General features: G+C 62.5%; 21 protein-coding genes. 13 read left to right on the forward strand and 8 right to left on the reverse strand.

Features of this window, described 5'->3' with window-relative positions; all coding sequences use genetic code 11:
* Positions 1-18: 18 nt before the first annotated feature.
* The 4 genes from rpmA (at position 19) to proB (ending at position 3,151) form a co-directional block, all read left to right on the forward strand.
* Entirely contained in the window at positions 19-297 is a 279-nt protein-coding gene (gene rpmA, locus WA943_RS01710) for a 50S ribosomal protein L27 (RefSeq protein WP_424468074.1), read from the forward strand.
* A gap of 105 nt (positions 298-402) precedes the next feature.
* Positions 403-987, forward strand: a complete 585-nt coding sequence (locus tag WA943_RS01715) for a GNAT family N-acetyltransferase (RefSeq protein WP_424468076.1) — start codon at positions 403-405, stop codon at positions 985-987.
* Positions 984-2,036, forward strand: a complete 1,053-nt coding sequence (gene obgE / locus WA943_RS01720) for a GTPase ObgE (protein WP_424468078.1) — start codon at positions 984-986, stop codon at positions 2,034-2,036. The genes WA943_RS01715 and obgE overlap by 4 nt, the downstream gene beginning before the upstream one ends.
* Positions 2,033-3,151 carry a glutamate 5-kinase gene (gene proB / locus WA943_RS01725; RefSeq protein ID WP_424468080.1) on the forward strand — a complete coding sequence of 373 codons (1,119 nt, stop codon included), beginning with the start codon at positions 2,033-2,035 and terminating at the stop codon, positions 3,149-3,151. The genes obgE and proB overlap by 4 nt, the downstream gene beginning before the upstream one ends.
* Before the next feature lie 195 nt (positions 3,152-3,346).
* Here proB and WA943_RS01730 read toward each other — a convergent pair whose 3' ends face one another.
* Positions 3,347-9,571 (reverse strand): autotransporter domain-containing protein, encoded by a 6,225-nt coding sequence (locus WA943_RS01730; protein WP_424468082.1) that lies wholly within the window; start codon positions 9,569-9,571, stop codon positions 3,347-3,349.
* 450 nt (positions 9,572-10,021) lie between these two features.
* Between WA943_RS01730 and WA943_RS01735 the strand changes: the two genes are divergently transcribed.
* Together WA943_RS01735 and WA943_RS01740 are read left to right on the forward strand one after the other, a co-directional pair.
* A complete protein-coding gene (locus WA943_RS01735; RefSeq protein ID WP_424468149.1) occupies positions 10,022-11,263 on the forward strand; it encodes a glutamate-5-semialdehyde dehydrogenase in 1,242 nt (413 codons plus the stop codon).
* A 4-nt stretch (positions 11,264-11,267) separates the two neighbouring features.
* On the forward strand, positions 11,268-11,876 hold the full coding sequence (locus WA943_RS01740) for a nicotinate-nucleotide adenylyltransferase (RefSeq protein ID WP_424468084.1): 609 nt from the start codon (positions 11,268-11,270) through the stop codon (positions 11,874-11,876).
* A 54-nt stretch (positions 11,877-11,930) separates the two neighbouring features.
* Here the strand turns inward: WA943_RS01740 and WA943_RS01745 are convergent, their stop codons facing one another.
* Positions 11,931-12,227: a hypothetical protein gene (locus tag WA943_RS01745; protein ID WP_424468086.1), complete on the reverse strand. Its 297-nt coding sequence runs from the start codon at positions 12,225-12,227 to the stop codon at positions 11,931-11,933.
* Positions 12,228-12,429: 202 nt separating this feature from the next.
* Here WA943_RS01745 and rsfS point away from each other — a divergent pair, with 202 nt between their 5' ends.
* From rsfS to WA943_RS01780, 7 genes are all read left to right on the forward strand, one after another.
* Positions 12,430-12,798 (forward strand): ribosome silencing factor, encoded by a 369-nt coding sequence (gene rsfS / locus WA943_RS01750; protein WP_424468150.1) that lies wholly within the window; start codon positions 12,430-12,432, stop codon positions 12,796-12,798.
* Positions 12,799-12,825: 27 nt separating this feature from the next.
* Positions 12,826-13,308, forward strand: coding sequence for a 23S rRNA (pseudouridine(1915)-N(3))-methyltransferase RlmH (rlmH, locus tag WA943_RS01755; protein WP_424468088.1), 483 nt, complete (start codon positions 12,826-12,828; stop codon positions 13,306-13,308).
* A 150-nt stretch (positions 13,309-13,458) separates the two neighbouring features.
* Complete coding sequence (gpmI, locus tag WA943_RS01760) at positions 13,459-15,024, forward strand: 2,3-bisphosphoglycerate-independent phosphoglycerate mutase (protein ID WP_424468090.1); 1,566 nt, start codon at positions 13,459-13,461, stop codon at positions 15,022-15,024.
* Positions 15,011-16,333, forward strand: coding sequence for a murein hydrolase activator EnvC family protein (locus WA943_RS01765; protein WP_424468092.1), 1,323 nt, complete (start codon positions 15,011-15,013; stop codon positions 16,331-16,333). The genes gpmI and WA943_RS01765 overlap by 14 nt, the downstream gene beginning before the upstream one ends.
* Positions 16,334-17,659: a S41 family peptidase gene (locus WA943_RS01770; RefSeq protein WP_424468094.1), complete on the forward strand. Its 1,326-nt coding sequence runs from the start codon at positions 16,334-16,336 to the stop codon at positions 17,657-17,659.
* A gap of 51 nt (positions 17,660-17,710) precedes the next feature.
* A complete protein-coding gene (locus tag WA943_RS01775; RefSeq protein WP_424468096.1) occupies positions 17,711-18,940 on the forward strand; it encodes a divergent polysaccharide deacetylase family protein in 1,230 nt (409 codons plus the stop codon).
* Between the two features lie 14 nt (positions 18,941-18,954).
* Positions 18,955-19,479 (forward strand): RNA pyrophosphohydrolase, encoded by a 525-nt coding sequence (locus tag WA943_RS01780; RefSeq protein WP_424468098.1) that lies wholly within the window; start codon positions 18,955-18,957, stop codon positions 19,477-19,479.
* A gap of 190 nt (positions 19,480-19,669) precedes the next feature.
* On the opposite strand, the gene WA943_RS01785 is transcribed toward WA943_RS01780, so the two are convergent.
* The 6 genes from WA943_RS01785 to WA943_RS01810 all read right to left on the reverse strand — a co-directional run bounded on the left by WA943_RS01785 (position 19,670) and on the right by WA943_RS01810 (position 25,580).
* Positions 19,670-20,494, reverse strand: coding sequence for a ferritin-like domain-containing protein (locus tag WA943_RS01785; RefSeq protein ID WP_424468100.1), 825 nt, complete (start codon positions 20,492-20,494; stop codon positions 19,670-19,672).
* A 192-nt stretch (positions 20,495-20,686) separates the two neighbouring features.
* The gene (locus tag WA943_RS01790) at positions 20,687-21,085 is read right to left on the reverse strand and encodes a F0F1 ATP synthase subunit epsilon (RefSeq protein WP_424468102.1); all 399 of its coding nucleotides are present in this window, start codon (positions 21,083-21,085) and stop codon (positions 20,687-20,689) included.
* 20 nt (positions 21,086-21,105) lie between these two features.
* A complete protein-coding gene (atpD, locus tag WA943_RS01795; RefSeq protein WP_424468104.1) occupies positions 21,106-22,542 on the reverse strand; it encodes a F0F1 ATP synthase subunit beta in 1,437 nt (478 codons plus the stop codon).
* Positions 22,543-22,577: 35 nt separating this feature from the next.
* Complete coding sequence (locus WA943_RS01800) at positions 22,578-23,462, reverse strand: F0F1 ATP synthase subunit gamma (protein ID WP_424468106.1); 885 nt, start codon at positions 23,460-23,462, stop codon at positions 22,578-22,580.
* A 31-nt stretch (positions 23,463-23,493) separates the two neighbouring features.
* Complete coding sequence (atpA, locus tag WA943_RS01805; protein WP_424468108.1) at positions 23,494-25,023, reverse strand: F0F1 ATP synthase subunit alpha; 1,530 nt, start codon at positions 25,021-25,023, stop codon at positions 23,494-23,496.
* Positions 25,023-25,580 (reverse strand): F0F1 ATP synthase subunit delta, encoded by a 558-nt coding sequence (locus tag WA943_RS01810; RefSeq protein WP_424468110.1) that lies wholly within the window; start codon positions 25,578-25,580, stop codon positions 25,023-25,025. Before WA943_RS01810 ends, atpA begins: the two co-directional genes overlap by 1 nt.
* Positions 25,581-25,689: the final 109 nt, after the last annotated feature.

Here is a 25,689-nt window from a genome sequence, read left to right on the forward strand (position 1 = left end):
TTCGAGGAGTAGAGACAAATGGCACATAAAAAAGCAGGCGGCTCTTCCCGTAACGGACGCGACAGCGCAGGCCGTCGTCTTGGCGTGAAGAAGTTTGGCGGCCAGGCCGTCGAAATCGGCAACATCATCATCCGTCAACGCGGCACGAAAGTGCACCCGGGCGACAATGTCGGCATGGGCACGGATCACACGATTTTCGCGAAAGCCGAGGGCGTCGTTTCCTTCCGCGCGAAGAAAAACGGCCGCACCTATGTATCGGTGACGCTGGCTGACATGCCGGCCGCAGCGGCGGACTAAGAACGCGAGGCACCGCCACCTCGCAAGGTGGCGGCCATCCGAATACGAGAGGGAGATGGGTCGCCATCTCCCTTTTTGTTTTCTCTCGGGGCCAAGGAGTCCCCGATGCAAAACGTGATCAAGACGGACCGCCTGACGACTGAAAGGCTGGTCCTGCGGCATTTCAACTTCGACGACGCCCCGCGTGTGCGTGCGCTTGTCGGCAACTGGAAAGTGGCGCGCATGCTGGCTCGCGTGGCCTATCCCTATGGCGACGGTCTTGCGGAACAATGGATCGCAAGCCACGAGCGCGCCCGCGCCGAAGGCAAGGCTTTCCCCTTTGCCATCGAGCATCAGGGAGAGCTTGTCGGCTGCGTCGGCCTCGATGCCGATGCCGACGACAATGCAACGCCCGAGCAGGCTTACGAAATGGGCTATTGGATCGGCGAGCCATACTGGAACCGCGGCTTTGCAACCGAAGCGGGCCGCGCCCTGGTGCGCCATGCCTTCGAGAAAAGCCCGGTCGACAGGCTGACGGCTGGCCACCTCGTTGAAAATCATGCGTCGGGCAGCGTGCTCACGAAGCTCGGCTTCCGCTATATTGCCGAGACGCAGCTCTGGAGCGAGGCGCGGCACGAGAAGGTGCATGCGCTTAGAATGGTGCTGAAGCGCGACGCCGCAGCAAAAGCGGCATTAGAAAGCAGAAAATGAAATTTCTCGATCAGGCGAAAATCTACATCCGAGCCGGCGACGGTGGCGCCGGCTCGGTCAGCTTTTTGCGCGAGAAATTCCGCGAATTCGGCGGCCCTGACGGCGGCGACGGCGGCAGGGGCGGCGATGTTGTCATCGAATGCGTCGAAGGCCTGAACACGCTGATCGATTACCGCTATCAGCAGCACTACAAGGGCAAGACGGGCATGCACGGCATGGGCCGCAACCGCCACGGCTTCAACGGCGAAGACGCAGTGCTGAAAGTGCCGGTCGGCACGCAGGTCATCGACGAGGACGAGGAAACCCTCATCGCCGATCTCACCGAGGTCGGCCAGCGCGTCGTCCTGCTGAAAGGCGGCAATGGCGGCTTCGGCAATGCCCATTTCAAGACCTCGACCAATCGCGCCCCCCGCCGCGCCAATCCCGGCCAGGAAGGCGAAGAAAGATGGATCTGGCTTCGCCTGAAGCTGATCGCTGATGCAGGGCTCGTCGGCCTGCCCAATGCAGGCAAGAGCACGTTTCTCGCCGCCACCAGCGCCGCAAAGCCCAAGATCGCCGACTATCCCTTCACCACGCTCGCCCCCGGCCTCGGCGTCGTTTCTGTCGGCACGCGCACCTTCGTGCTGGCCGACATTCCCGGCCTCATTGAAGGCGCAAGCGAAGGCCTGGGGCTTGGCGACCGCTTCCTTGGCCATGTCGAGCGTTGCCGCACGCTGATCCATCTCATCGACGGCACACAGGACGATGTCGGCGAAGCCTATCGCATCGTGCGCGGCGAGCTTTCAGCCTATGGCGCGGGCCTTGAAGACAAGCCCGAAATTCTCTGCCTGAACAAGGTCGATGCGCTGAGCGAGGAAGAGCGCGAGGAAAAGCGCAAGGCGCTCGCCAAGGCCGCCGGCAAGAAGAAAAAGATCTATCTCATCTCCGGCGTCTCGCATGAAGGCGTCGATACGATCCTGCATCTCGTCGCCGATGCCATCAACGCCGCCAATGCCGCAGAGAAAAAAGCGGCGGCCGAACCTGAAGAAGAAGAGGGATGGCGTCCATGACGATTGCACGTCTCGCAAACGCGCAGCGCGTCGTCGTCAAGATCGGCTCTGCCCTGCTCACAGATGCGCAAACCGGCAAGCTCAACCGTCCCTGGCTGCAAGCCTTCGTCGAAGACGTGGCGGCCATGCGCGCACGCGGTCAGGAAATGCTGATCGTCTCGTCAGGCGCCATCGCGCTTGGCCGCCGCGCGCTGAAGCTTCCGGCCGGAAAACTGAAGCTTGAGGAAAGTCAGGCCGCCGCCGCCGTCGGCCAGATCAGCCTTGCGCAAGCCTTTCAGGAAATCCTCAGCACTCACGGTCGAAGCTGCGCGCAAATTCTGCTGACGCTCGACGACACCGAAGAGCGCCGCCGCTATCTCAATGCGCGCTCGACGCTCAACACGCTGCTGAAATTCGGCGCCGTTCCCGTCATCAATGAAAACGATACGGTAGCGACCAGCGAAATCCGCTATGGCGACAATGACCGCCTCGCCGCCCGCGTCGCCAGCATGATTTCCGCCGACTGCCTCGTGCTCCTCTCCGACATTGACGGCCTCTACACCGCCCCGCCCTCGCAACCGGGCGCGACGCATATTGCCGAAGTCGCCGAGATCACGCCCGAGATCGAAGCCATGGCGGGCGACGCCGCCAGCGAGATGAGCCGCGGCGGCATGAAGACGAAAATCTCGGCTGCAAAAATCGCCGTTGAATCCGGCTGCCACATGGCCATCGGCAATGGCCGCACATTGCATCCGCTGCGCGCATTGGAAGAGGGCGCGCGCTGCACATGGTTCACCGCGCGCCACACGCCCGTCGCGGCTCGCAAGCGCTGGATTTCCGGTGGCCTGAAAACGCTCGGCACCCTCATCATCGATGACGGCGCGGTGCGCGCACTCGGTCAGGGCCGCAGCCTGCTGCCCGCTGGCGTCACGGGCGTTGAAGGCAGCTTCGAGCGCGGCGACGCGGTTGCCGTGCGCGATGCGCAGGGCCATGAAATCGCCCGCGGCCTCGTCACCTATTCAAGCGATGACGCCGCCCGCCTCAAGGGTCACAATTCAAGCGAGATCGAAACCCTGCTCGGCTTTTCAGGCCGCGCTGAAATGATCCATCGCGACGATCTCGTTCTGAAAAGCTGAGACGCCTCTTATCCGAACTCGCAATGACGGCAGCCTGCGTATCAGTTAGTCCGGTAAAAACAACACGCCAACTGTGAGCGCAAGCATGCCCGCCAAGACAAGGGCAGCGAGTATTACTCGCCGCCCCTTCTCTGACCCAAATTTACCCAGCCACCTATCCACCTCAGCCATAACCATCACTCCCCAAGTCGCCCCTCAGAACTTCAGGCGCAGGCGCAGCGACGCCGTATTGTCGGAATAGTTGCTGCTGAACTGGCCGTTATATTGAACATAGGCATCGACGGCGTCGGTCATCTGCACGGCAAGCGCCGCACCGGCAATCGCCGTATCGCGTGAGACCGTGGAGCCGAAGATCTGGAAGTTGCTCCCCGGCGTGCCCGCAAGCGCTGCATTGGCCGTCGGGCTCGTATCGCCAAAGCCGTGCTTCCAGCCAAGCTCAATCGTCGGCGTGAAGCGCGTGCCGCCTTCGGTGACGAATGTCCGCGACAGCCGCGCGCCGAGCACGGAATCGATGGCATTGGCGCTGCGATCCTCATAGGCGAGGTTCCAGATGCCCGCACCCGTTTCCGTCACCGCATCCGCCTTTGTGTTGGTGAAGTTGACGCCTGCAAAAGGCGTGAGCTTCGTGCTGCGATCGAGCGCAAGCTCATAGCCCGTCTCGATGCTGCCGATGATCGACGAGCCGTCATAATCGGCATTGGCCGTGTAGCCGACACCCAGCACATTCATATAACGGTCGAGATCGTAGGACTGCTTCGAATAGCCGACCAGCGCATCGATATAGGCAGCACCGATCCGGTAGTCGCCATAGGCCGTCACGCTCCAGGACGAGATGTCGCCCTTGCCGCGGCTGCGGAAATCGAGATCCGCATTCTGATAGCCCGCCGCAAGACCCGCGACGAAACCCGTGCTGAAGCGATAATCCGCACCCGCAACAACGCCGCCCGAGGTCGACTTGAAGCCTTCGGCAACGCTGCTGCGTTTCAGGTCCGCCCAATCGCCGAACACGCGCGCCCATGCCGACCATTCGCCGCCAAGCGATGTGGCATTGCCAAAGCCTTGCTGCGGCGCATCCGACATGGAGGCCATGACCTGGTTCGATGCAACGCGGATGCCGAGCGAGTTGAGGCCCGAGGACGCCATCTGCCCGCCGCGAATTTCGCTGAGCTGCGTCTGGATGACATGGATCAGCGATCCCGCCTGACCGAAGGTCAGGGACTGAACGTCACCCGTCTGTTCACCGGCAATGTCGTTCAGCGCCGCCTCATATTCTTCGCTCGTCAGATGGATGAGATCGAAGATCGCCCGGCCGAGTTCGGAATCGGGATCGACGCCCTGGAAAATCCGGTCGAGCGCATTGGCGAGCGAATTCGCATCGGGACGCAAGCCCGTGATTTCCGTGAAGCCAAGCCGCGACACGAGAAGATCAACGCCGTCATCGCCATATTGCGCGACAACGCGCTCAAGCAGAGAGCTTGAGACGACCGAGCCGAAGCGCGTGTCGCTGCCATCCCAGTTGATGACGCGATAGACCTGCGACGACGGCTCCCACGGATCGACGAAGACCGCCTTGACCGTCGCGCCATTGAGATCGGCGCTCGTCGTATTGATGACGCCGCTCACGCTGTCATGGGCGAGGTCGAAGGCAAGCACCGCCGCCCTATCGAGATTGAGCGCATCGACCGACACGCTGGCAGCCTTGCCGATGCGAAGCGTCGCATTCTCGCCGACATATAGATTGTCAGTGTTGCGCACCGTGTTGGTGAGATAGAGCCCGACCTTCTGCCTATATTCACCGCCATTGATCGCAAGATTGGCAAGCCCGTCTATCGTGCCGCTATAGGCAAACGCATCGCCCAGTCCGGCAAACACGTTCAGCGCGTCGCCACCCGTCCCACTATTGCCGTAGATATCGCCGGTGATGGTGCCGCCGCTCCAGTTGATCGTGTCGCCATTCTCGTTGCTCATCAGAATGTCGCCGAGAATGCTCCCGTCGAGCTGGCCGATGGTGATCGACCGCCCCGCTTCCTGAATGTCGATAGCGGCAGCGGACGATCCCATGACTTCGAAAAGCTCGAACTCGCTCGTATCCTCAATGCGCGCAACGATGCTGCCGCTATTGTCGATCGTGTCGAGCCAGCCGCTATTGGAAACGAGAATGCCTGTTGCGAAGGCGCTGCCGCCGGTCGCCTCCGCCACAATCGTTCCGGTATTGACGAGCGATCCGCCATCCGTCGGCTGGCCGCCATCGACATGCACGCCGATTGCAAAGGCATGATCGCCCGCCGTCGCCTGCGCACTGATCGTCCCGTCGTTTCTGATCGCATCGACTTGCGCATGCGCGACATGGACGCCCATAGCGCGCGCATGGCTGTAACCGAACTCTGCAGCGCCAATCGTCGCTTCCGCATCGGCAATGGCGGCGATCACGCCGTCTTCGTCATTGTGAAAGTCGGAGACATATCCGTCTTCCACCAGATCGACGCCGATGGCGTCAGCCTGCGCATAGGCACTGACATAACGCCAGAAGCCTTCATCATCGCCGCGATAGGAAACGCTCGCCTCTGCATGCGCGCGGGCAACAGCATAGGCCGCCACCTCGCCCGAATTGTAGAAGCTCGAATAATCGCCCATGCCCGCCATCGCGATGCCGACGGCACCTGCCTCCGCACTGGCTGTGGCTTCGGCCTGCGCCTCTGCGCCTTCGGCGCTCGCAACCGCTTCGGAAAGCGCAAGTGCGCCCGCAAAAACCTGCCCCCTGTTCGTCACCTCCCAGGCAGCCGTCTCGATGCCTTTCGCGCTGGCATATGAAGCATCAGTGGCAATCGCGCCTGCCTCGCTGGTCCGCGATGTGGCGCGCGCTCTCGCCTCCTGCTTGCCCGACGCCATGGCCCCGGCGACGATCAGCCCGTCATTGACGATGCGGTCGCCATAATCGCCACCATATGTCTCGCCCGCATAGCCGATTGCATCCGCAGACTGAGCATTGACGACTTCGGCTGAAGCATTGTGAAGACCGTCCGCTTCTGCGTAATTGTCGCCATAGGTCCCCGCCAGCGCGATGATCTCGCCCGCTTCCTCGCCGTCCTCATCGGCAAGATTGAGAAGCGTGATGCCGTCATAATTGCCGGATGCGAGCCCCACCGCCGAGGCATGGGACTGGGCGTCATCCCCGCCATCGCCCAGAAAGCCATAATCGATGCGGCTGCCAATATAGGCATCCGCCTCATCGCCATGCGCAAAGGCTTCCGTCTCCATTTCGGCAAGCGCAATCGCCGCGATCCTTCCGCGATTGATCACATCGTCGCCGAACCATGAAGCGTCGAGGTCCATGCCCGTCGCTTCAGCAGCAGCCGCGTTCCAGACATGGGCCGAGCCAATCTCGTCGCCATAGGCCTCCGCGCTCGCTTCCGCCGATGCAAGCGCAAGGGCGGAAATCGTCGAAGCATTCATCAGCCCATCATCGAACTCGCTATAGCCGACACGCACGCCCGTGGCGCTCGCCATCGCGGCGTTGGGCGCCAGAACTTCCGGCATATAGCTATAGGTCAGATCGGAGCCGAGCCGCGCATAGGCCGGGCCGTCATCCGACTCCGCGATGGCACTCGCCCTCACATTCGCCGCCGCCTGAACGCTTATGTCATCGTCATTGTAAAACCCGCCATCGGCGCCGACTTCGTAGAGCGATATGCCGACCGCGCAGCTCGACAGCGCCCCGCCCGCAACGGCCAGCGCCAGCGTGTCGTCGCCATCATCGACAATGGCCCGCGTCGACATCTCGGCCTCCGCCAGCGCCGTGACGTTGATGTCGTCGAGATTGACGAAACTGCCGTTGAGATAGGCCGTCCCCTCGTCGCTCTCCACCGCGATGCCATAGGCCACCGCATTGTCGCCGCCGCAATCGTCAAAGCAGACGAATGCCGCAGAGCCCTGCATCACGGCGACCGCAATCGCATTGCCGTCTTCGCTTTGCGCAATCGAGCTTTGTTCGATACCGGCCTCGACCCGGACATCGATATCGTCGTCATTGACGAAATTGCCCTTGCCGAAATCCTCGTCATATCCGGTCAGATAGCCGTAGCCGACATCTCCGAGCCTGGCGCGAATGCCGTAGCCTTCCGCCTGAACGCCCGCCGCCGCCCATGCCATGGCATCGCCATCTGCGTCCGATGTTGCGTTGACGACCGACGAAACCCACGCCGTCGCCTCGCTCAGAATATCGCCCGTATTGACGACATTGCCGCCGACATCGTGCGACGTGATGTCGAGACCCGTTGCAACGGCACGCGCATGGACAATCCCATCGTCCATGAAGCCGCCCGCCGATGCCGAGGCATCGGAATTGCCGTCACCATCGCCCGTCGTCTCGGCAGACACGGTTTGCACCGACACCGCATTGGCCGACGCATGAATGTCGCCATGATTGCGAATGCTGTCCTGAACCTCGCGCGCATCGACGACAATGCCGCTCGCATTCGCCGAAATCGAATTCCATGCCCCGGCACTTGCCTCATCCTCGCCGGTCGCCGCAGCGTTTGAAGAGCCCGACGCAAGCGCCGTTGCCCTCACGTCGCCATCATTGAAGAAGCTGCCCGCAAGCTTGCGCGTCTCAAGCTCGATGCCGCTTGCCGACGCCTCGATCCAGTCGCTACCAGCGCCTGCGGAAACGTCATAGCCGCCCGTCGCGCTCGCAATCTGTTCGCCCAGCGCACGGGCATCGCCGACCACTTCGCTTTCATTGATGAAATGCCCGGCAATCGATCCGATATCGGCCTTGATGCCGATGCCGCTGGCGATCGCTTCGCCCCATGCCCAGGCCTCGCTGTCATCGCCGCCAACGGAGCTTGCCGTTGAGCGCGCCTCCGCGAGGGCGCTGCCGCTCACCGCGTTGAGTTCGAAATATTCCTCATCATAAACATCATTGACGAACGCGCCGCCAAGCGCATCCGCCAGGAATTCTATGCCGGCCGCATTCGCCCGCGCCTCGGAGTAAGCGCCGCTGTCGCTCTCATCGGCGGAGGTTGCAGTAGCGCTATTTTCAGACCCCGCCACGGCCCGCGCCGCAACACCGGCTTCGTTAAAGAATTCGCCGCCTGCCAGCAGCGTATTGACGGCGATGCCGCGTGCCGAAGCGACAGCCGCATTTGTCGCCGCCGATTCAATATGTCCCGCCGCCTCTCCCGTCGCGGTGGAGGTGCCCAGCGCCGTCGCCAGCACATCGATCTCGTTGTAAATTTCTATATCGCCATTGATCTGCAACACGTCGAGATTGAGGCCCGTCGCCCAAGCATCCGCAAGGCTCGTGTCGTAATAGAAATATTCCTCGTCATCATATTCGTGATAGCCCGCATAGGAGCGCACACCGCCCCACGCCGACGACGCATCGGAAAGACTCACTGTTTCGGCGAGTGCGGAAACCTCAATCGGCGCGCCGCTGTAAACATCACCATCAATGACCGCCGCATTGCCGCTGAAGGTCGCCCCATAGGCTTGCGCAATTGCCGTGTCGAAAATATCGGTGCGCGCATATCCGCTTTCGCAATAATCCTCGCCCGTTTCCTCGCAGACGACCGCAGCCTCGACGCCCGTGAAGCTTTGCGCGACAGCCGACACATCGATGCCGCTGGCATAATAATCATCCCACAGATCAATTTCAGCCGCGATGCGCGGCCCGCGATGATCGCCGCCCACCGCGCCGTGGTTCTGGCCGTCGATACCGGCAGCATAGGCGCGCGCATCGCCGATCCCGTCGGCAGAGGCATTGCCGTAAGAATATTCGCTGGCCGACTGATCGACGGTCGCTTGCGCGGAAACATCGATCGAACCGGAATTCTCGATCCGGCCCGCCCCGTCGGCGTCGCCGCTATTGTCGAGGCGGATGCCATAGGCGTCCACCTGCGCAGCGAGCGACGTGCTGCCTTCGCCGGAGCTGTGATCGACATTGGCGACAGACGCCTCCACATCGATCAAGCCGTCATTGCGGATGTGGCCGCGCAGCCCGCTTCCGCCGACAGCTTCCATGCCCGCCGCATAGCGCGCGCTCTGCTCCGGCCCCTCGCCCTGCGCCGTGACGGCAATGCTGCCGTCATTCTCGAAATCGCCCCTTATGTCGCTGGCATTGTCGATAAACATGCCGCGCAGCGCGTTGCCGCCGCTGACGCTGATGCCGCCTTCATTATCGACCGAACCATTGACCAGCGCGCCGCTGACATGGATGCCATGCTTGCCGGTCGCATTGGTGATCGTCCCGCCATTCGTCACATAGGGCACGGCAGAATTGACGAAGATCTGATCGACGGTCGTGTATTCGGGATTGTAATAGCTGGGAGGCGGCGCCGCCTGGACCCCATGCGAAGCGACGAGCAGCGCCGCGACAGATGTGGTCGTCAGCAGGCTGCGAAACGTCAGGCGAGCATTCATCGAAAATCCCCCAGCTAAGGCGCGCCTCAAGACCGGGCTATAAGGCGTCGCGCGCAATCACGGCCGGTCGACAAGACCGGACACAACCATGGAGCGAAATTCCCCGCCCTATCCGCTCGACAAACGGCTAAATTACGCAGATTTCTGCGAGCCGCCGCGACCTCTGGAAGGAAATATCGCCTCAAGGTTGCACGGGCTCAGACTCCCCAGACTAGACCTTTAGGTCAAGACACACAGACCCTTGGATTGGTTCACGCTGGAGGTAAGCCGGGAGATTCCGTGGCCGGGGGGTGACAAAGCGCGCCAAATCGCCCAAATGCCTGTGAAGCACATAATCGATTGGGCTAAGTTGCGGGTCTTCGGGTCCGCGCAGGCCCGGTTTCGTTCTGAAAGGCAGACTTCGTGAGCATCGTCGACATCACCTCCGACAAACGAGGCGTTGCAGCCGTCATGGCCGCGATGGGCACCCGCGCCCGCGCTGCGGCAGAGGTGCTTGCCCGGACGCCGACCAAGCAAAAGGATGCGGGCCTTCTCTGCGCCGCCATGGTCATCCGCGCCAATGTCGACGACATCCTCAAAGCCAATGCGACAGACATGGAAGCCGCCCGCGCAAAGGGCATCACCGGCGCCATGCTCGACCGCCTGATGCTGGACGAGAGCCGCGTCGAGGCCATGGCCAAAGGCATCGAAGCCATAGCCGCGCTCCCCGATCCCGTCGGCACGAAAATCGCCGAATGGGACCGCCCCAACGGTCTCCACATCGAGCGCGTTCGCACACCGCTCGGCGTCATCGGCATCATCTATGAAAGCCGCCCGAACGTGACGGCGGACGCCGCCGCCCTGTGCCTCAAATCCGGCAATGCGGCGATCCTGCGCGGCGGTTCTGAGAGCGCCCATTCGAGCCGCGTCATTCATGAATCGCTGATCGAAGGCTTCCTCGCCTCGAACCTGCCCGAACATGCAATCCAGCTCGTGCCGACAACCGACCGCGCCGCCGTCGGCGAAATGCTGAGCGGCCTCGACGGCTCGATCGACGTCATCGTTCCTCGCGGCGGCAAAAGCCTCGTCGCCCGCGTGCAACAGGAAGCGCGCGTGCCCGTCTTCGCCCATCTCGAAGGTCTCTGCCACGTCTATATCGACAAGGATGCCGACCTCGAAATGGCGCGCGAGATCGTGCTGAATTCCAAGCTCCGCCGCACCGGCGTCTGCGGCGCCACCGAAACGCTTCTCGTCGATGAGGCCTGTGCCGCAACGCATCTGGCGCCCATCGTCAACGATCTCATCGCGGCGGGCTGCGAAGTGCGCGGCGACGATGCCGTGCGCGCCGTCGATGCGCGCGTGAAGCCCGCGACCGATGCGGACTGGAGCACCGAATATCTCGACGCGATCATCGCCATCGGTGTCGTCAAAGGCGTCGATGAAGCCATTCGCCATATCGCGACCTACGGCTCGCACCATACCGAAGCCATCGTGACCGCCAATCAGGCCACCGCCGACAGGTTCCTCAACAACCTCGACAGCGCGATCCTGCTGCACAATGCCTCGACGCAGTTTGCAGATGGCGGCGAGTTCGGCATGGGCGCGGAAATCGGCATTGCGACGGGCAAGTTCCATGCGCGTGGCCCCGTCGGCGTCGAGCAACTCACAAGCTTCAAATATATCGTGCGGGGCTCCGGCCAGATCAGGCCTTAACCGCATGGCAGAAAAGCGCAGCGAAGCGCCATCGGGCCTTTCGGTCGGCCTGCTGGGCGGCTCCTTCAATCCCGCCCATGAAGGCCATCTGCACCTGACGCATATGGCGCTCGAGGCGCTCGCGCTCGACCGCATCTGGTGGCTCGTCTCGCCGCAGAACCCGTTGAAAAGCACCCGCGACATGGCCCCGCTGGATGAGCGGCTGGCAGGCGCGCGCGCCCTCGTCGAAAAATCGGGCGATCCGCGCATTCTCGTCACCGCCATCGAGACCGAACTTGGCACGCGCTACACCATCGACACGGTGCGCGCGCTGAAGGCCCGCTATGCCGACACCCGCTTCGTCTGGTTGATGGGCGCCGACAACATGATCGAGCTGCCGCGCTGGGCGAACTGGCGCGAACTGACGCAGGAAATTCCGATTGCCGTCTATCCGCGCCCCGGCTTCACCATGAAAGCGCGCACTTGCCCGGCTGCCGCCCTGCTTCGTTCCGTGACGCTTGAGGCAAGCGAGGCCGACCGCCTCGCAAAGAGTGCACCGCCCGCGCTTGTCTTTCTCGACGGCCCCGAGCATCTTGCCTCATCCACCGAGATACGCGCCCGGCATGGCCGATGAAGCGCCGTCTTGAAACGATAAAATCCCGCGCATTGAGTTTGCGCGCCCCGACCTCTATTCTGAGCACAGCCGGGACGCGGTTGCGGCGTGCTCGGTTCGGTATGAACAAAGGAGTGCGTTCCTGAGCAACGAACCCAAAGGCCGCAAGGCCAAATCTGCGCCCGCCAAGCCTGCGAAAGCCAAGGCATCAAAGGCCTCCGCAGCGAAGGCGAAACCTTCAACGACCAAAGCCGCAAAGGCGAAGCCCGCCACAGCCACGGCAAAAAAGCCGGTAAAGGCGACGGCATCGAAAGCCACAAAAGCGCCCGCCGCAAAGTCTGTCGGCGCGAAGGCGAAGGCTGTGACGCCCAAGGCGAAGACTGCGCCCAAAAGCGCGCCCGCCAAGACCGTGAAGCCCAAAGCAAAAGCGGTAACGCCGAAAGCGGCGGCGCCGAAAGCAAAGACCGCCAGCCCGAAAGCGAAAGCTGCAAGCCCCAAGGCGTCGAAATCGCCCAAGGCCGTAGCCGCGCCCAAAAGCCCCAAGGTTCAGACCGCTCGTGAAAAGGCGTCAGCCATCCGCGAAATTGCCGAGCGCAAGAAAGCGGCGGCCATGCTCGCCCTCGTGATGAAAAGCCTCGACGACGACAAGGCCGAGGACATCATCTCGATCGACCTCGCAGGCAAGACGCCCATCGCCGATTACATGGTTGTCGCAAGCGGTCGCTCGAGCCGTCATGTCGCCGCCGTTGCCGATCATCTGCTGCGTCGCCTCAAGGAAGAAGGCTACGGCCTTGCCCAGGTCGAAGGCATGCAGCAGGGCGACTGGGTGCTCATCGATGCGGGCGACGTGGTGGTCCATGTCTTCCGTCCCGAAGTGCGCGAATTCTACCGGCTCGAAAAAATGTGGGCCGCGGACATTCCGGCAGACCAGCTCGCGGGCTGACATCTGCGCGAGGCAGCGGGGAACTCCATGCGCATCGAAATCTGCGCCGTCGGCAGGCTTCGCGCCGGACCCGAAAAAACGCTGCTCGACGATTATCTCTCGCGCACCAACGCCGCGGGACGAAGCCTCGGCTTCTCCTCGCTCTCGCTTGTCGAGGTCGAGGAGAAGCGCCGTCTCGAAGGCGAAAATCTGAAAAACGCTGAAGCCACGCTGCTTAAAGCCGCCGTCCCGCGCGGCGCGCTCCTCGTCGCCCTTGACGAGCGAGGGCGCACCGAAGGCAGCGAGGCTTTCGCCGCGCGCATCGGGCGCTGGCGCGACGAAGGCGTTTCCGATCTCGCTTTCATCATCGGCGGCGCTGACGGATTATCGCCGGGCTTACGCAACGAAGCGCGCCACCTCATCGCTTTCGGTCCCATGACCTGGCCGCATATGCTGGTGCGCGTCATGCTTGCCGAACAACTTTACCGCGCCGTCAGCATTCTGGCCGGTCATCCCTATCATCGCGCCTGATTTGCGAACCGCTTTCCGTGTCTTATCTGCGACGCCACGCGCCAAAACGCAGCCTCGCGACCCCCGCCCTCATGGACACGATTCACGCCATCGACTAGCTTCGTCATCGATGCGTGACTGGTACGCGGTGCCTGGGCTGTCTCAAAAACCATGAACGACAAGAACAGCGTTAGCCCCCTCGTCCTTGTACTTCTGGACGGTTGGGGCATTCGCGCGGAACGTGAGGCGAATGCGCTGGCGCAAGCACGCACGCCCATCTACGACCGCATTGCAGGAACCTATCCTCACACGGTTCTCGCCGCGTCGGGCGAAGCCGTGGGCCTTGCCGCGGGCAAGCCCGGCAACATGCAGGCGGGCTATATGACGCTCGGCGCAGGCCGTCCCGTCGAGCAGGACATTCTCCGCGTTAACCGTGCGATCCAGGAAGAAGGCCCGCTCAGCCTCGCCGCCAATCCCATCCTGCAAAAACTCATTCAGCGCGTGCGCCCTCTCGGCGGCGCAGTCCATCTGATCGGCATGGTCTCGCCCGGCGGCGTTGCCGGCCATCAGGATCACCTCGCCATTCTCGCCGCCATGCTGAGCCATGAAGGCGTGCAGGTCTGGGTCCATGGCATCATGGACGGCATCGACACACGCCCGCAAAGCGGCATCGCCTATCTCGCCGAATTGATGGACGACATAGCAGGCGCCGAACAGGCGACGCTTGGCAGCCTCATGGGCCGCGCCTATGCCTTCGGCGAAGGCGCCGATGCGGAGCTTGTCAAAACCGCATGGAAGGCGCTTGCAGAGGCCGACGCGCCGCGCGCGGAATATCCCGCCGCCCATCTCGACAAGTGCTACGCCAAGGGCACGCAGGACGACCGCATACCGCCGGTCATCTCGCAGAACTATCGCGGCATCCGGCGCGACGATGCGGTCTTCCTCGTCAATCTCAGCCCCGACATCGGCGCATCGCTGATGCAGGAATTGCTGGAATCGGAAACCGCCTCGCTGCTCTCCATCACTGTCTCTCTGGTCGAGCTTGAAGGCGACGGCCTGAGCTGGGTCGAGCCGCTTTTCGCCCATCGCCCCGTCGCCACGACGCTGAGCGAGACTCTGGCGCTCTCCGGTCGCACGCAACTCCTGCTGACCGAAACCATCGCGGAAAAAAATCTCTCGCTCTTTCTGCGCGGCGGCAATGCGCGCATCTATGAAGGCGAAACGCTCGGCCTTGCCGAAACGCCGCTCGCCAAAATGGAAAAGCGCCCCGAGCTTGCCGCAGCCGATCTCACCATCGAAGCGCTCAACGCCATCAAGGCGGGCGAGCGCGATCTCCTCATCGTCAATTTCACCAACGTCGCTCTCTTCGGCCGCACCGGCAATCTGCGCACGACCGTCGAAGCCGCCGAGGCCATCGACAAATATCTCGGCAAGATCGCCGCCCAGGTTGAAAAGCGCGGCGGCCTGCTCGCCATCACCGGCGCCTTCGGCAAGGGCGAAATGATGAACGACCCCGAGACGGGCGAGATCTGGCGCGGGCCGACGCAATCGGCAATGCCCTTCACGCTGATGGGCGCAGGTGCTGACGTCACGCTGCGCTCGGGCACGCTTGCCGACATCGCGCCGACAATTCTCGATCTGATGGGCCTCGCCAAACCTGAAGCCATGACAGGCCGCTCGCTCATTGCCGGGTCCGAGCGGACAAGCTCCGAACAGGCAGCCAGTGTCCCGGCCTGATCGCACCGCCCTTGCCCTCGCGCTTCTGACGCTTGCCGCGCTCGCTCCGACCATTCCTGCGCGCGCCGAATCCGCCGATCCTTCAAAGCTTGAAAGCCTGAAGCACGAACTCGACACCAGCGTCGAGCGCAAGAAGGCGCTTGAAGCGCAATCGCAAGCCGCCGCAAAAGATGCCGAGCTTGTCCGCAGCCAGCTCATCGTCACGGCGGCAAGCGTGCAAGCGCGCGAGGCGGAAGTCTCGGCCTCCGAAGCCCGCCTCGCCGAATTGAAGCAGGCCGAAACCGAGCTGCTGGCCCGCCTCGAACAGCGCCGCGCCAAGATGGCCGACCTCCTCGTCGCCCTCACCCGCCTCGACCGCAACCCGCCGCCCGCACTCGCCGTCAAACCCGACGACGCATTGGGCGCGATCCGCGGCGCGATCCTGCTTGGCGATGCGGTGCCGGAACTGCGCGCCCAGGCCGACGAACTACGCGCCCGCCTTCAGGAACTCCAGCGCCTGCGCGAAAGCATCCTTGCCGAGCGCACGACGCTCGCTCAGGCCAAGACCTCACTTGAGCGCGACCGCGCCAATCTCGAAAAGCTGCTCGCCAACAAGGTCGCCCGTCAGCAGCGCCTAGCTCAGGCCGCCGAAACCGAAGAGGCCCGCGCCACCCGCCTCTCGCGCGAAGCGACCGACCTGACCGACCTCATCGGACGCCTTGAAAGCGAAGCCGCCGCGCGCCTTCCCGCAACGCGCCCGGTCCGCCGGCCGCCGCCTCCCGCCGCCGTCCCGACCCAGACGGCGCAGGCCCCTGCGCGGGGCACCGAAATGGCCATGCTGACGCCGCCCGACAGCCTGCCGGCTTTGCCTTCATCGCGCCTTTTTTCACAGGCAAAAGGTCTGATCCGTTTACCGGCGACCGGAATGCTGGTGCGCGGCTTTGGAGCGCCCAACGGCGCCGGCGGAGTGACGCAAGGCATGACCATCGCCACGCGCCCCGGCGCGCAGGTGATAGCGCCCTTCGATGGTAAAATCGTCTTTGCAGGACCTTTTCGGCGCTATGGGCAACTCTTGATCATCTCGGTGGGCGAAGGATACCATGTGCTCCTGGCGGGCATGGCGAAGATTAACGGAGCCGTCGGACAAGGCATTCTTGCCGGAGAGCCTGTCGGTACGATGGATTCACCTTCCGCAGATGAAAGTGCGGCTTCCGACCGGAATACCGGGACAGGCGGTCGACCCTCGCTTTATATTGAATTCCGGAAAGACAGCGACCCGATCGACCCCCGACCGTGGCTGATGATGAGTGACAAGAAGGCTCGTGGATAAATGAACAAGTCAGTGCTCGCCGGCTTCGCAGTCGGAACCCTGGTATCGGCCCTTACGGTGTTTACGTTCCAGTCGGGAAATTTCGAGACGGCCCATGCCGCCGACAACGACACCTACCGTCAGCTCAATCTTTTCGGCGACGTCTTCGAGCGCGTCCGCGCCGACTATGTCGAACCGACCGATGACAGCAAGCTGGTCGAGAACGCCATCAACGGCATGCTGACCTCGCTCGATCCCCATTCGAGCTACATGAACCCGAAAAACTTCCGCGACATGCAGGTGCAGACGCGCGGCGAGTTCGGCGGCCTCGGCATCGAAGTCACGATGGAAAACGGCGTCGTCAAGGTCGTGACGCCCATCGACGACACACCCGCCAGCCGCGCCGGTCTGCGCCCCGGCGACTACATCACCCATATCGACGGCAAGCCGATCCTCGGCCAGACGCTGAGCGACGCCGTCGACAAGATGCGTGGGCCGGTCAACACGGTCGTCACCCTCTCCGTCGTGCGCAAAGGCCTCGACGAGCCCTTCGACGTCAAGCTGACGCGCGATGTCATCACCATCAAGTCGGTGAAGTTTCATCGCGAAGGCGACATCGGCTATGTCCGCATCACCACCTTCAACGAGCAGACGGGCGAGCTTCTCGACGAAGCGATCCACACGCTGCAAAAGCAGATCGGCGCTTCGCGCGTGAAGGGCTACATCCTCGACCTGCGCAACAATCCCGGCGGCCTTCTCGATCAGGCCATCGCCGTCAGCGGCGACTTCATCAATGAAGGCGAGATCGTCTCGACGCGCGGCCGCCACCCCGAAGACACGCAGCGCTACAACGCACGCGGCGGCGACCTCACGGGCGGCAAGCCGGTCATCGTCATGGTCAATGGCGGTTCGGCCTCGGCCTCTGAAATCGTCGCAGGCGCGCTTCAGGATCATCGTCGCGCGACGATCCTCGGCACGCGTTCTTTCGGCAAGGGCTCCGTGCAGACGATCATTCCGCTCGGCTCCGACGGCGCGCTGCGCCTGACCACGGCGCGTTACTACACGCCGTCCGGCCATTCGATCCAGGCAAAGGGCATCGAGCCCGACATCCAGGTCGAGCAGAACACCGATCCGAAGTCGAAGAAGCGCCTGCTCATCACGGGCGAGGCCGAGCTTCCCGGTCATCTGGCCGCCGAAGAAGGCGCCAAGGAAATCGCGGGCTCGGACAGCTTCGTGCCGACCGACAAGAAAGACGACAAGCAGCTCCTCTACGCGATCGATCTGTTGAACGGCGTGCGCAAGGACGCTGCATTCAAGAGCGCAGCCGCCACGGCCAATGCAAACTAAGTCGCGAAAGCGGATGAGCAAGCAAACGGGGGCCGCGTATATGGCTGGGTCATGCCGGGTAGGGCACTGAGCGATAGGTCGAAGCGGCGGCGCCAGCCCGGTGTGCTGGCCGTCGCCGCGCTTCTGATCGCCTGCCTTTACGGCGGCGTGTTGGCTTGGCTGTTGACGGTCGATAGCCGCATGGCGGGCATGCCTGCCGTCCAGCTTGCGCTCGCGCCGGAGCCCGAACCCGCCGCCCTGCCGGCACCGCCTGCGGAAAACCTGCTGCGCACCGGCAACGACGAGGAACATGCCGCCGCTGCAACGCCGAGCGAGACGCCCGACGAAACGCATGCGCCCGATGATGCCGCCGCCGATGGCCTGAGCCCCGACGAGCAGACCTTGCTCGACGCGGCCCGCAATGTCGGCGCGGACAATAGCGGCGATGTGAAAATCGTCGGCGCCGAAACCGTGTCGGCCAATGACCCCGCAGCCACCGTCGCCATCGCGCTGAAGCCCGTTCCCGATCCGGCTCTCATCGCCAATGGCCGTCAGGGTCCGCTGCCCATCGTCGCGAAAGACGGTCGTCAGGCATGGAAAGTCTATGCCCGCCCGCTGCCCAAGGGTCTGCCCGCCGGTCCGCGCGTCGCCCTCATCGTCTCGGGCCTCGGCATCAGCGACAGCGCCACCGCGCATGCCATCGAAACCCTGCCGCCTGAAGTCACCCTCTCCTTCGCGCCCTATGGCGCGCGCCTTCAGGACTGGATCACCAAGGCCCGCGCCGCCGGTCACGAAGTCCTGCTCGAATTGCCGATGGAGCCTTTCGGCTATCCGCAAAACGATCCCGGCCCCTATACGCTGCTGACGAGCCTTCAGCCCGCCGAAAACATCTCGCGCCTCGAATGGCTGATGAGCCGCTTCACCGGTTATGCAGGCGTGATGAATTATCAGGGCGCGCGCTTCACCAGCTCCGAAACCTCCGTCACGCCGATCCTTGCCGCCGTCAAATCACGCGGGTTGATGTATGTCGACAATGGCGCCTCGCAGCGCAGCCTCGCGCCGAAACTCGCAGCCGATATCAGCCTGCCCCACGCGACCGGCACGCGCATGATCGATCCCGTGCAAACGCCTGACGTGATCGCTTATTCCCTCGTCCAACTTGAAGCCTCGGCCAAACAATCCGGCACCGCCATTGGCGTCGCCTCGGGCCTGCCCGTCACGGTCGATGAACTCGCGCGCTGGGCCGTCACGCTGAAAAACCGCGGCGTGACGCTTGTGCCGGTAACAGCGACCGCCAACTGATCGGACGAACCCTCATGGCCAAAGACGGAAAAGCCGACCTGATCGACCCGGCAAGCCTGCCCTATCGACCATGCGTCGGCGTCATGCTCATCAATCGCGACGGCCTCGTCTTCGTCGGCAATCGCGTGCAAAGCATCGATATCGGCCCGCTCACATGGCAGATGCCGCAAGGCGGCATCGACAAGGGCGAGGAGCCGCAAACGGCAGCCTTCCGTGAACTGAAGGAAGAGACCGGCGTCGATGCCGACAAGGCCGAAATCATCGGCGAGGTTGCAGACTGGCTGACCTATGACCTGCCCCCTCATCTCGTCGGCCATGCGCTGAAGGGAAAATATCGCGGCCAGAAACAGAGATGGTTCGCCATGCGCTTTCTGGGCGACGACAGCGATGTCGACATCGCCGCCGACGCGCATCAGGAATTCAGCGAATGGGCCTGGGTGTCGATCGACGAACTCACCGATCTCATCGTGCCGTTCAAGCGCGGCATCTATCAGCGCGTCGTCACCGAATTCACGCCTCTGGCAAAACCGCGCGGCTGATTTGCGCGGGGCATCCAGCTTCCTGCTGCTCGATAATCAGCTCACCGGCCCCGCTAAAAATTCCGTGTCGTCCCGGGACTTGTTCCCGGGACCCATCTTGCCTCACTGCATTGCATAAAGATGGACTCCGGGAGAGGCTTGCGTGAGGGTCGCCTTCCTCCCTCCGAAGGCAAACGACGGTCGGCTGCCCTCAGACGGCAGCGCGCGAAAGACGCCAGACGCGCAGGCGCCAGAAGGCCCAGACGCCCGACGATACTAGGCGCATGAGAAGCCCGCGCGGCGCAAGGCCGATGGCCTTGCCGACCATGGCGACAAGCCTGTCCGTATGCTGACGGCGATAAAGACCAAGCGCACGCTTCTCATATGCCTTGGCAAAATGCGCGCGGTCATAGGGAACGCTCCCATCCGCATTCGTGTTCGCCGCGTAATAGGCATAGGAAAGCTCGTCGTCATCGGCTTCCGAAACGCGACCGATGGCAATGCGCGCCCGCGCCATGCGTGACGGCAGCTCTTCATTGAGTACCTTGAACTGCTCATAGAAAAGCTTGTAGTGGCGGAATTCGTCGGCGGCGATATTGGCCGCGATCTGGCGAAGCACCGGCTCCGTGCTCGCATCCTTGATCGCCGTGTAATAGGAGGACGTGCCGCTTTCGACGACGCAACGCGCCACAAGCTCGCCCGCGCGGCTGCCGCGCACCGAATGGATCGCCTCGAGCGGAATCGAATAGCCCGCGCGAAAGCGGTCGAACGCCGCCTGAAAATTGAAGCCCGGATCGGCAAGCTCCGCCCAGCGCGCCAGCGCCTGCCCGTGCTGGATTTCTTCCGCGCCCCATTGCTGCACCAGCGCCTTCACATCGGGCCGGTCCGCAAACACATTGCAGAGATAGGTCACATAATCGGGCGCATTGAACTCGACCATCGCCGCCGCTTTGACCGCGCACAGAATGTCGGCATCGACCTTTGAAGGATCGAAGTCGGCCCATTTGATGTCATCAAGCGTCCAGTGACGGCTCATATTCTTTCACCCGTTCGGGCCCAAACTAGCCCGGACGCGGATTATATCGCAACGCGCCCAACCGGTTAAGCTTGCAACACGTGCCATAAAACCGCAGCCGGAACAGGACGACCCATCGAAAAGACGGACCGCCCAAACAAAAGAGGCGGCACTTGCGCAGCACCGCCTCATTTTACTGTCTTGTTACCGCAATCAGAGCGACTGACGCAGCTCTTTCAGGTGATCCAGCGTTTCCTGAGCGAGAAGCCGCGTATCGTCGGTCTTCGCCGCTGCAACATGCGCCTGAGCCGTTGCAATCTCCTGATCGAGCGCCGCCGTGTCGAGATCGGCAAACGGGATCGCCTTTTCAGCGAGAATGGTGAGGCCCGCCGGCGTCACTTCGGCAAAACCGCCGCGCACGAAAATGCGCTGCTGGGCGCGTCCGGCGTCATCGACATTGATGATGCCGGGACGCAGCACGGCCACGAGAGGCGAGTGACCGGCAAGCACGCCGAAGTCGCCTTCCTTGCCAGGCACGGTCACCATGTCGACATTCTCCGAGAGGAGAAGCCGTTCGGGCGACACGAGGTCGAAGTGAAGCTTGTCAGCCATAAACCCTTACCCGACCTTGCTTACGCTGCTTCCGCGGCGAGACGCTCGGCCTTTTTGATCGCATCTTCGATCGTGCCGACCATGTAGAAGGCTGCTTCCGGCAGGTGATCGTAGTCGCCGTTGCACAGACCCTTGAAGCCTTTGATCGTGTCCTTGATGTCGACGAGCACGCCCGGCGTGCCGGTGAACACTTCGGCGACGAAGAAAGGCTGCGACAGGAAACGCTCGATCTTGCGCGCGCGAGCAACCGCCAGCTTGTCTTCTTCCGACAGTTCATCCATGCCGAGAATGGCGATGATGTCCTGAAGCGACTTGTAGCGCTGAAGAATTTCCTGAACCTGACGCGCCGTGTCGTAATGCTCCTGGCCGACAACGCGCGGCTCGAGAATACGGCTGGTCGAGTCGAGCGGATCAACGGCGGGATAAATGCCCTTTTCCGAGATCGCACGGTTCAACACGGTCGTCGCGTCCAAGTGAGCGAAGGATGCGGCAGGCGCCGGGTCGGTCAAGTCGTCGGCGGGCACGTAAATGGCCTGCACGGACGTGATCGAGCCCTTGGTCGTCGTGGTGATGCGTTCCTGGAGCTGGCCCATGTCGGTCGCGAGCGTCGGCTGATAGCCCACGGCGCTCGGAATACGACCGAGAAGCGCCGACACTTCAGAACCCGCCTGCGTGAAGCGGAAAATGTTGTCGACGAAGAAGAGCACGTCCTGGCCCTTGTCGCGGAAGCTTTCGGCAATCGTCAGACCCGTCAGCGCGACGCGAGCACGTGCTCCCGGCGGCTCGTTCATCTGACCGAACACGAGGGCGCACTTCGAACCGGTCGTATCGCCGTTATTCTCGTGCGGATCCTTGTTCACGCCCGACTCGATCATCTCGTGATAGAGGTCGTTGCCTTCGCGCGTACGCTCGCCCACACCGGCAAACACCGAGTAGCCGCCATGCGCTTTCGCGATGTTGTTGATGAGTTCCTGAATGAGAACCGTCTTGCCGACGCCGGCGCCGCCGAACAGGCCGATCTTGCCGCCGCGCGCATAAGGCGCAAGCAGGTCGACGACCTTGATGCCCGTGACGAGCATTTCAGCTTCCGTCGACTGCTCGACGAAGGCAGGCGCGTCCTGATGGATTTCGCGGCGGGTTTCGAACTTCACCGGACCGGCTTCGTCCACCGGCTCGCCGATGACGTTGATGATGCGACCAAGCGTTCCCTCGCCAACCGGCACCGAGATCGCCGCGCCCGTATCGCGCACTTCCTGACCGCGCATCAGACCTTCGGTCGTGTCCATGGCGATGGCGCGCACCGTGTTCTCGCCCAGATGCTGCGCGACTTCCAGAACAAGGCGGCTGCCGTGATTGTCCGTTTCAAGCGCGTTCAGAATGGCGGGCAGATTGTCGGTGAACTCAACGTCCACGACAGCGCCGATGACTTGCGCGATCTTGCCGACTGCTTTGCTCATGGCATTTCCTTCATCTTCCCCAGGGGGACGTATCTTTAGAGGGCTTCAGCGCCCGAAATGATTTCGATCAGTTCTTTGGTAATCATCGCCTGGCGCGAACGGTTATACGTGATGTTCAGCTTCTTGATCATCTCGCCCGCATTGCGCGTCGCATTGTCCATCGCCGACATCTTGGCGCCGAATTCACCTGCGACGTTTTCCAGAAGCGCCTTGAAAATCTGCACTTCGAGATTGCGCGGCAGCAGGTCTTTCAGGATCTCGGTCTCGTCAGGCTCGTAGTCGTAAACCGCGCCGCCAAGATCGACGCCGCCCTTGGCCGAAGTCGGCACGCTTGCCGGAATGAGCTGCTGTGCGGTCGGCACCTGCGTCACGACGTTGACGAACTTCGAGAAGAAGAGCGTCGCCACGTCGAACTCGCCCGCATCGAACATCGTCAGAACCGTCTGCGCGACATCTTCCGCCTGGGCAAAGCCTATCTGGCGAATGCCCGTGAACTCGTAGGACTTCACGATCTTGTCGCTGAAGAAACGCTTCAGCGTGTCGCGACCCTTGCGGCCCACAGTGAGGATCTTCACCGTCTTGCCTTCGCGAATGAGCTTGAAGATATGCTCACGCGCCAGGCGGGCGATCGACGAGTTGAAGCCGCCGCAAAGTCCGCGATCAGCGGTTGCGACGATGACCAGATGAACCTGATCGCTTCCCGTTCCGGCCAGAAGAGCAGGCGCGCCGGGCTTGCCCGCCATGCCTGCCGCCAGATTGGCAAGCACGCTTTCCATGCGTTCCGCATAAGGCCGCGCAGCTTCCGCAGCGTCTTGCGCACGGCGCAGTTTCGCGGCGGCCACCATCTGCATGGCCTTCGTGATTTTCTGCGTCGCTTTCACGCTCGCGATGCGGTTTCTGAGGTCTTTGAGGCTCGCCATTTGCCCTTACCTAGGTTCGCTGTGGTTCAGCTCAGGCAAATGCCTTGGAGAAACTCTCGACGGCTGCCTTGAGCTTCGCTTCCGTGTCGTTCGACAGCGCCTTCTCGGTGCGGATCGCCTCGAGAATGCCTGCATGGCTCGTGCGCACGTTACGCAGGAACTCTTCCTCGAAGCGGCCGACGTCAGAAACCGGCAGCTTGTCGAGATAGCCGTTCACGCCCGCATAGATCACGACGACCTGCTCTTCGACCTTCAGCGGCGAGAACTGCGGCTGCTTCAGAAGCTCGGTGAGACGTGCGCCACGATTGAGCAAACGCTGCGTTGCGGCGTCGAGGTCGGAACCGAACTGAGCAAAGGCCGCCATTTCGCGGTACTGCGCAAGCTCGCCCTTGATCTTGCCTGCAACCTGCTTCATCGCCTTGATCTGCGCCGAAGAACCGACGCGCGACACGCTGAGGCCGACGTTCACCGCCGGACGGATGCCCTGATAGAAGAGGTCCGTTTCCAGGAAGATCTGACCATCGGTGATCGAGATCACGTTGGTCGGAATATAGGCCGACACGTCGTTCGCCTGCGTCTCGATGATCGGCAGAGCCGTCAGCGAGCCCGAGCCGTTCTCTTCGTTGAGCTTCGCAGCGCGCTCAAGCAGACGGGAATGGAGATAGAAGACGTCGCCCGGATAGGCTTCGCGTCCCGGCGGACGACGCAGCAGCAGCGACATCTGGCGGTAGGCGACGGCCTGCTTGGACAGATCGTCATAAACGACGAGGGCATGCATGCCGTTGTCGCGGAAATATTCACCGAAGGTGCAGCCGGCAAAGGGTGCCAGGAACTGCAGCGGCGCAGGCTCCGACGCCGTCGCGGCGACGATGATCGAATATTGCAGCGCGCCGTTTTCTTCCAGCGTCTTCACGATCTGGGCAACCGTCGAGCGCTTCTGGCCGATGGCGACATAGATGCAATAGAGCTTCTGGTTTTCGTCCGTGCCCTGGTTCAGCGGCTTCTGGTTGAGGATCGCGTCGATCGCGAGCGCCGTCTTGCCGGTCTGACGGTCGCCAATGATCAGCTCGCGCTGGCCACGACCGATGGGGATCAGGGCGTCGATGGCCTTGAGGCCGGTCTGCATGGGCTCATGCACCGACTTGCGGGGAATGATGCCCGGCGCTTTCACGTCAACGCGACGGCGCTCGGTGCTCTCGATCGGGCCCTTGCCGTCGATCGGATTGCCCAGCGGGTCGACGACGCGGCCCAGAAGGCCCTTGCCGACGGGAACGTCCACGATGGAGCCCGTGCGCTTTACCGTGTCGCCTTCTTTAATGTCGCGGTCGTTACCGAAAATAACGATACCGACGTTGTCGCGTTCAAGGTTCAGCGCCATGCCGCGCACGCCACCCGGGAACTCGACCATTTCGCCCGCCTGGACGTTGTCGAGACCATAGACGCGGGCAATACCGTCACCGACGGAAAGCACCTGGCCGATCTCGGATACCTGCGCTTCCGCGCCGAAACCCTGGATCTGCTGCTTGAGGATTGCGGAAATTTCCGCAGCCTGAATGTCCATCAGGAGGCCTCTTTCATGGCAAGCTTGAGAGAAGTGAGTTTGGTCTTGAGAGACGAATCGATCATCCGGCTCCCGACCTTGACGATGAGCCCGCCGAGGAGCCCCGCGTCGACTTTTGCGTCGATCTGAACATCGCGACCCGTGGCAGCTTTAAGCGACTGCTTGAGGCTCGCGACCTGCGCATCCGAAAGCGGATGAGCGGAAGTGACATCGGCCGTGATCTCGCCGCGCTTGGCCGCCAGAAGGCGGTTGAAGCCCGTAATCATGTCGGGCAGCGCGAAAAGACGGCGATTCTGGATGACCAGGCCCGCAAAGCGCGCGACCAGGCCCTTGATGCCTGCGCGTTCCAGGATCGCGGCAAAGGCGCGCCCCTGTTCGCCGGCGCTGAAAACGGGGCTCGCCACGAGACGGCGGAAATCCTCGCTCCCGTTGATGAGCGATGTGACGCGCGCGAGATCGCTCGCGGTCGCGTCGAGGTGGCCTTCGCTTTCGGCGAGCTCGAAGAGCGCCGTAGCGTAGCGGCCAGCCATGCCTGAAACGTGATGATCGGATGCCAAATTGAGGCTCGCTGGGTTTCCGTGAAAATCACCGCATCTGCCTTATTCAGCGATGCGACAACCACTTGAAATCATTAGTTTATTTTTACCGAATAGGACATGTCTCAAC

It is taken from the genome of Parvibaculum sp. (assembly GCF_049651025.1).
Classification (GTDB): Bacteria; Pseudomonadota; Alphaproteobacteria; order Parvibaculales; family Parvibaculaceae; genus Parvibaculum.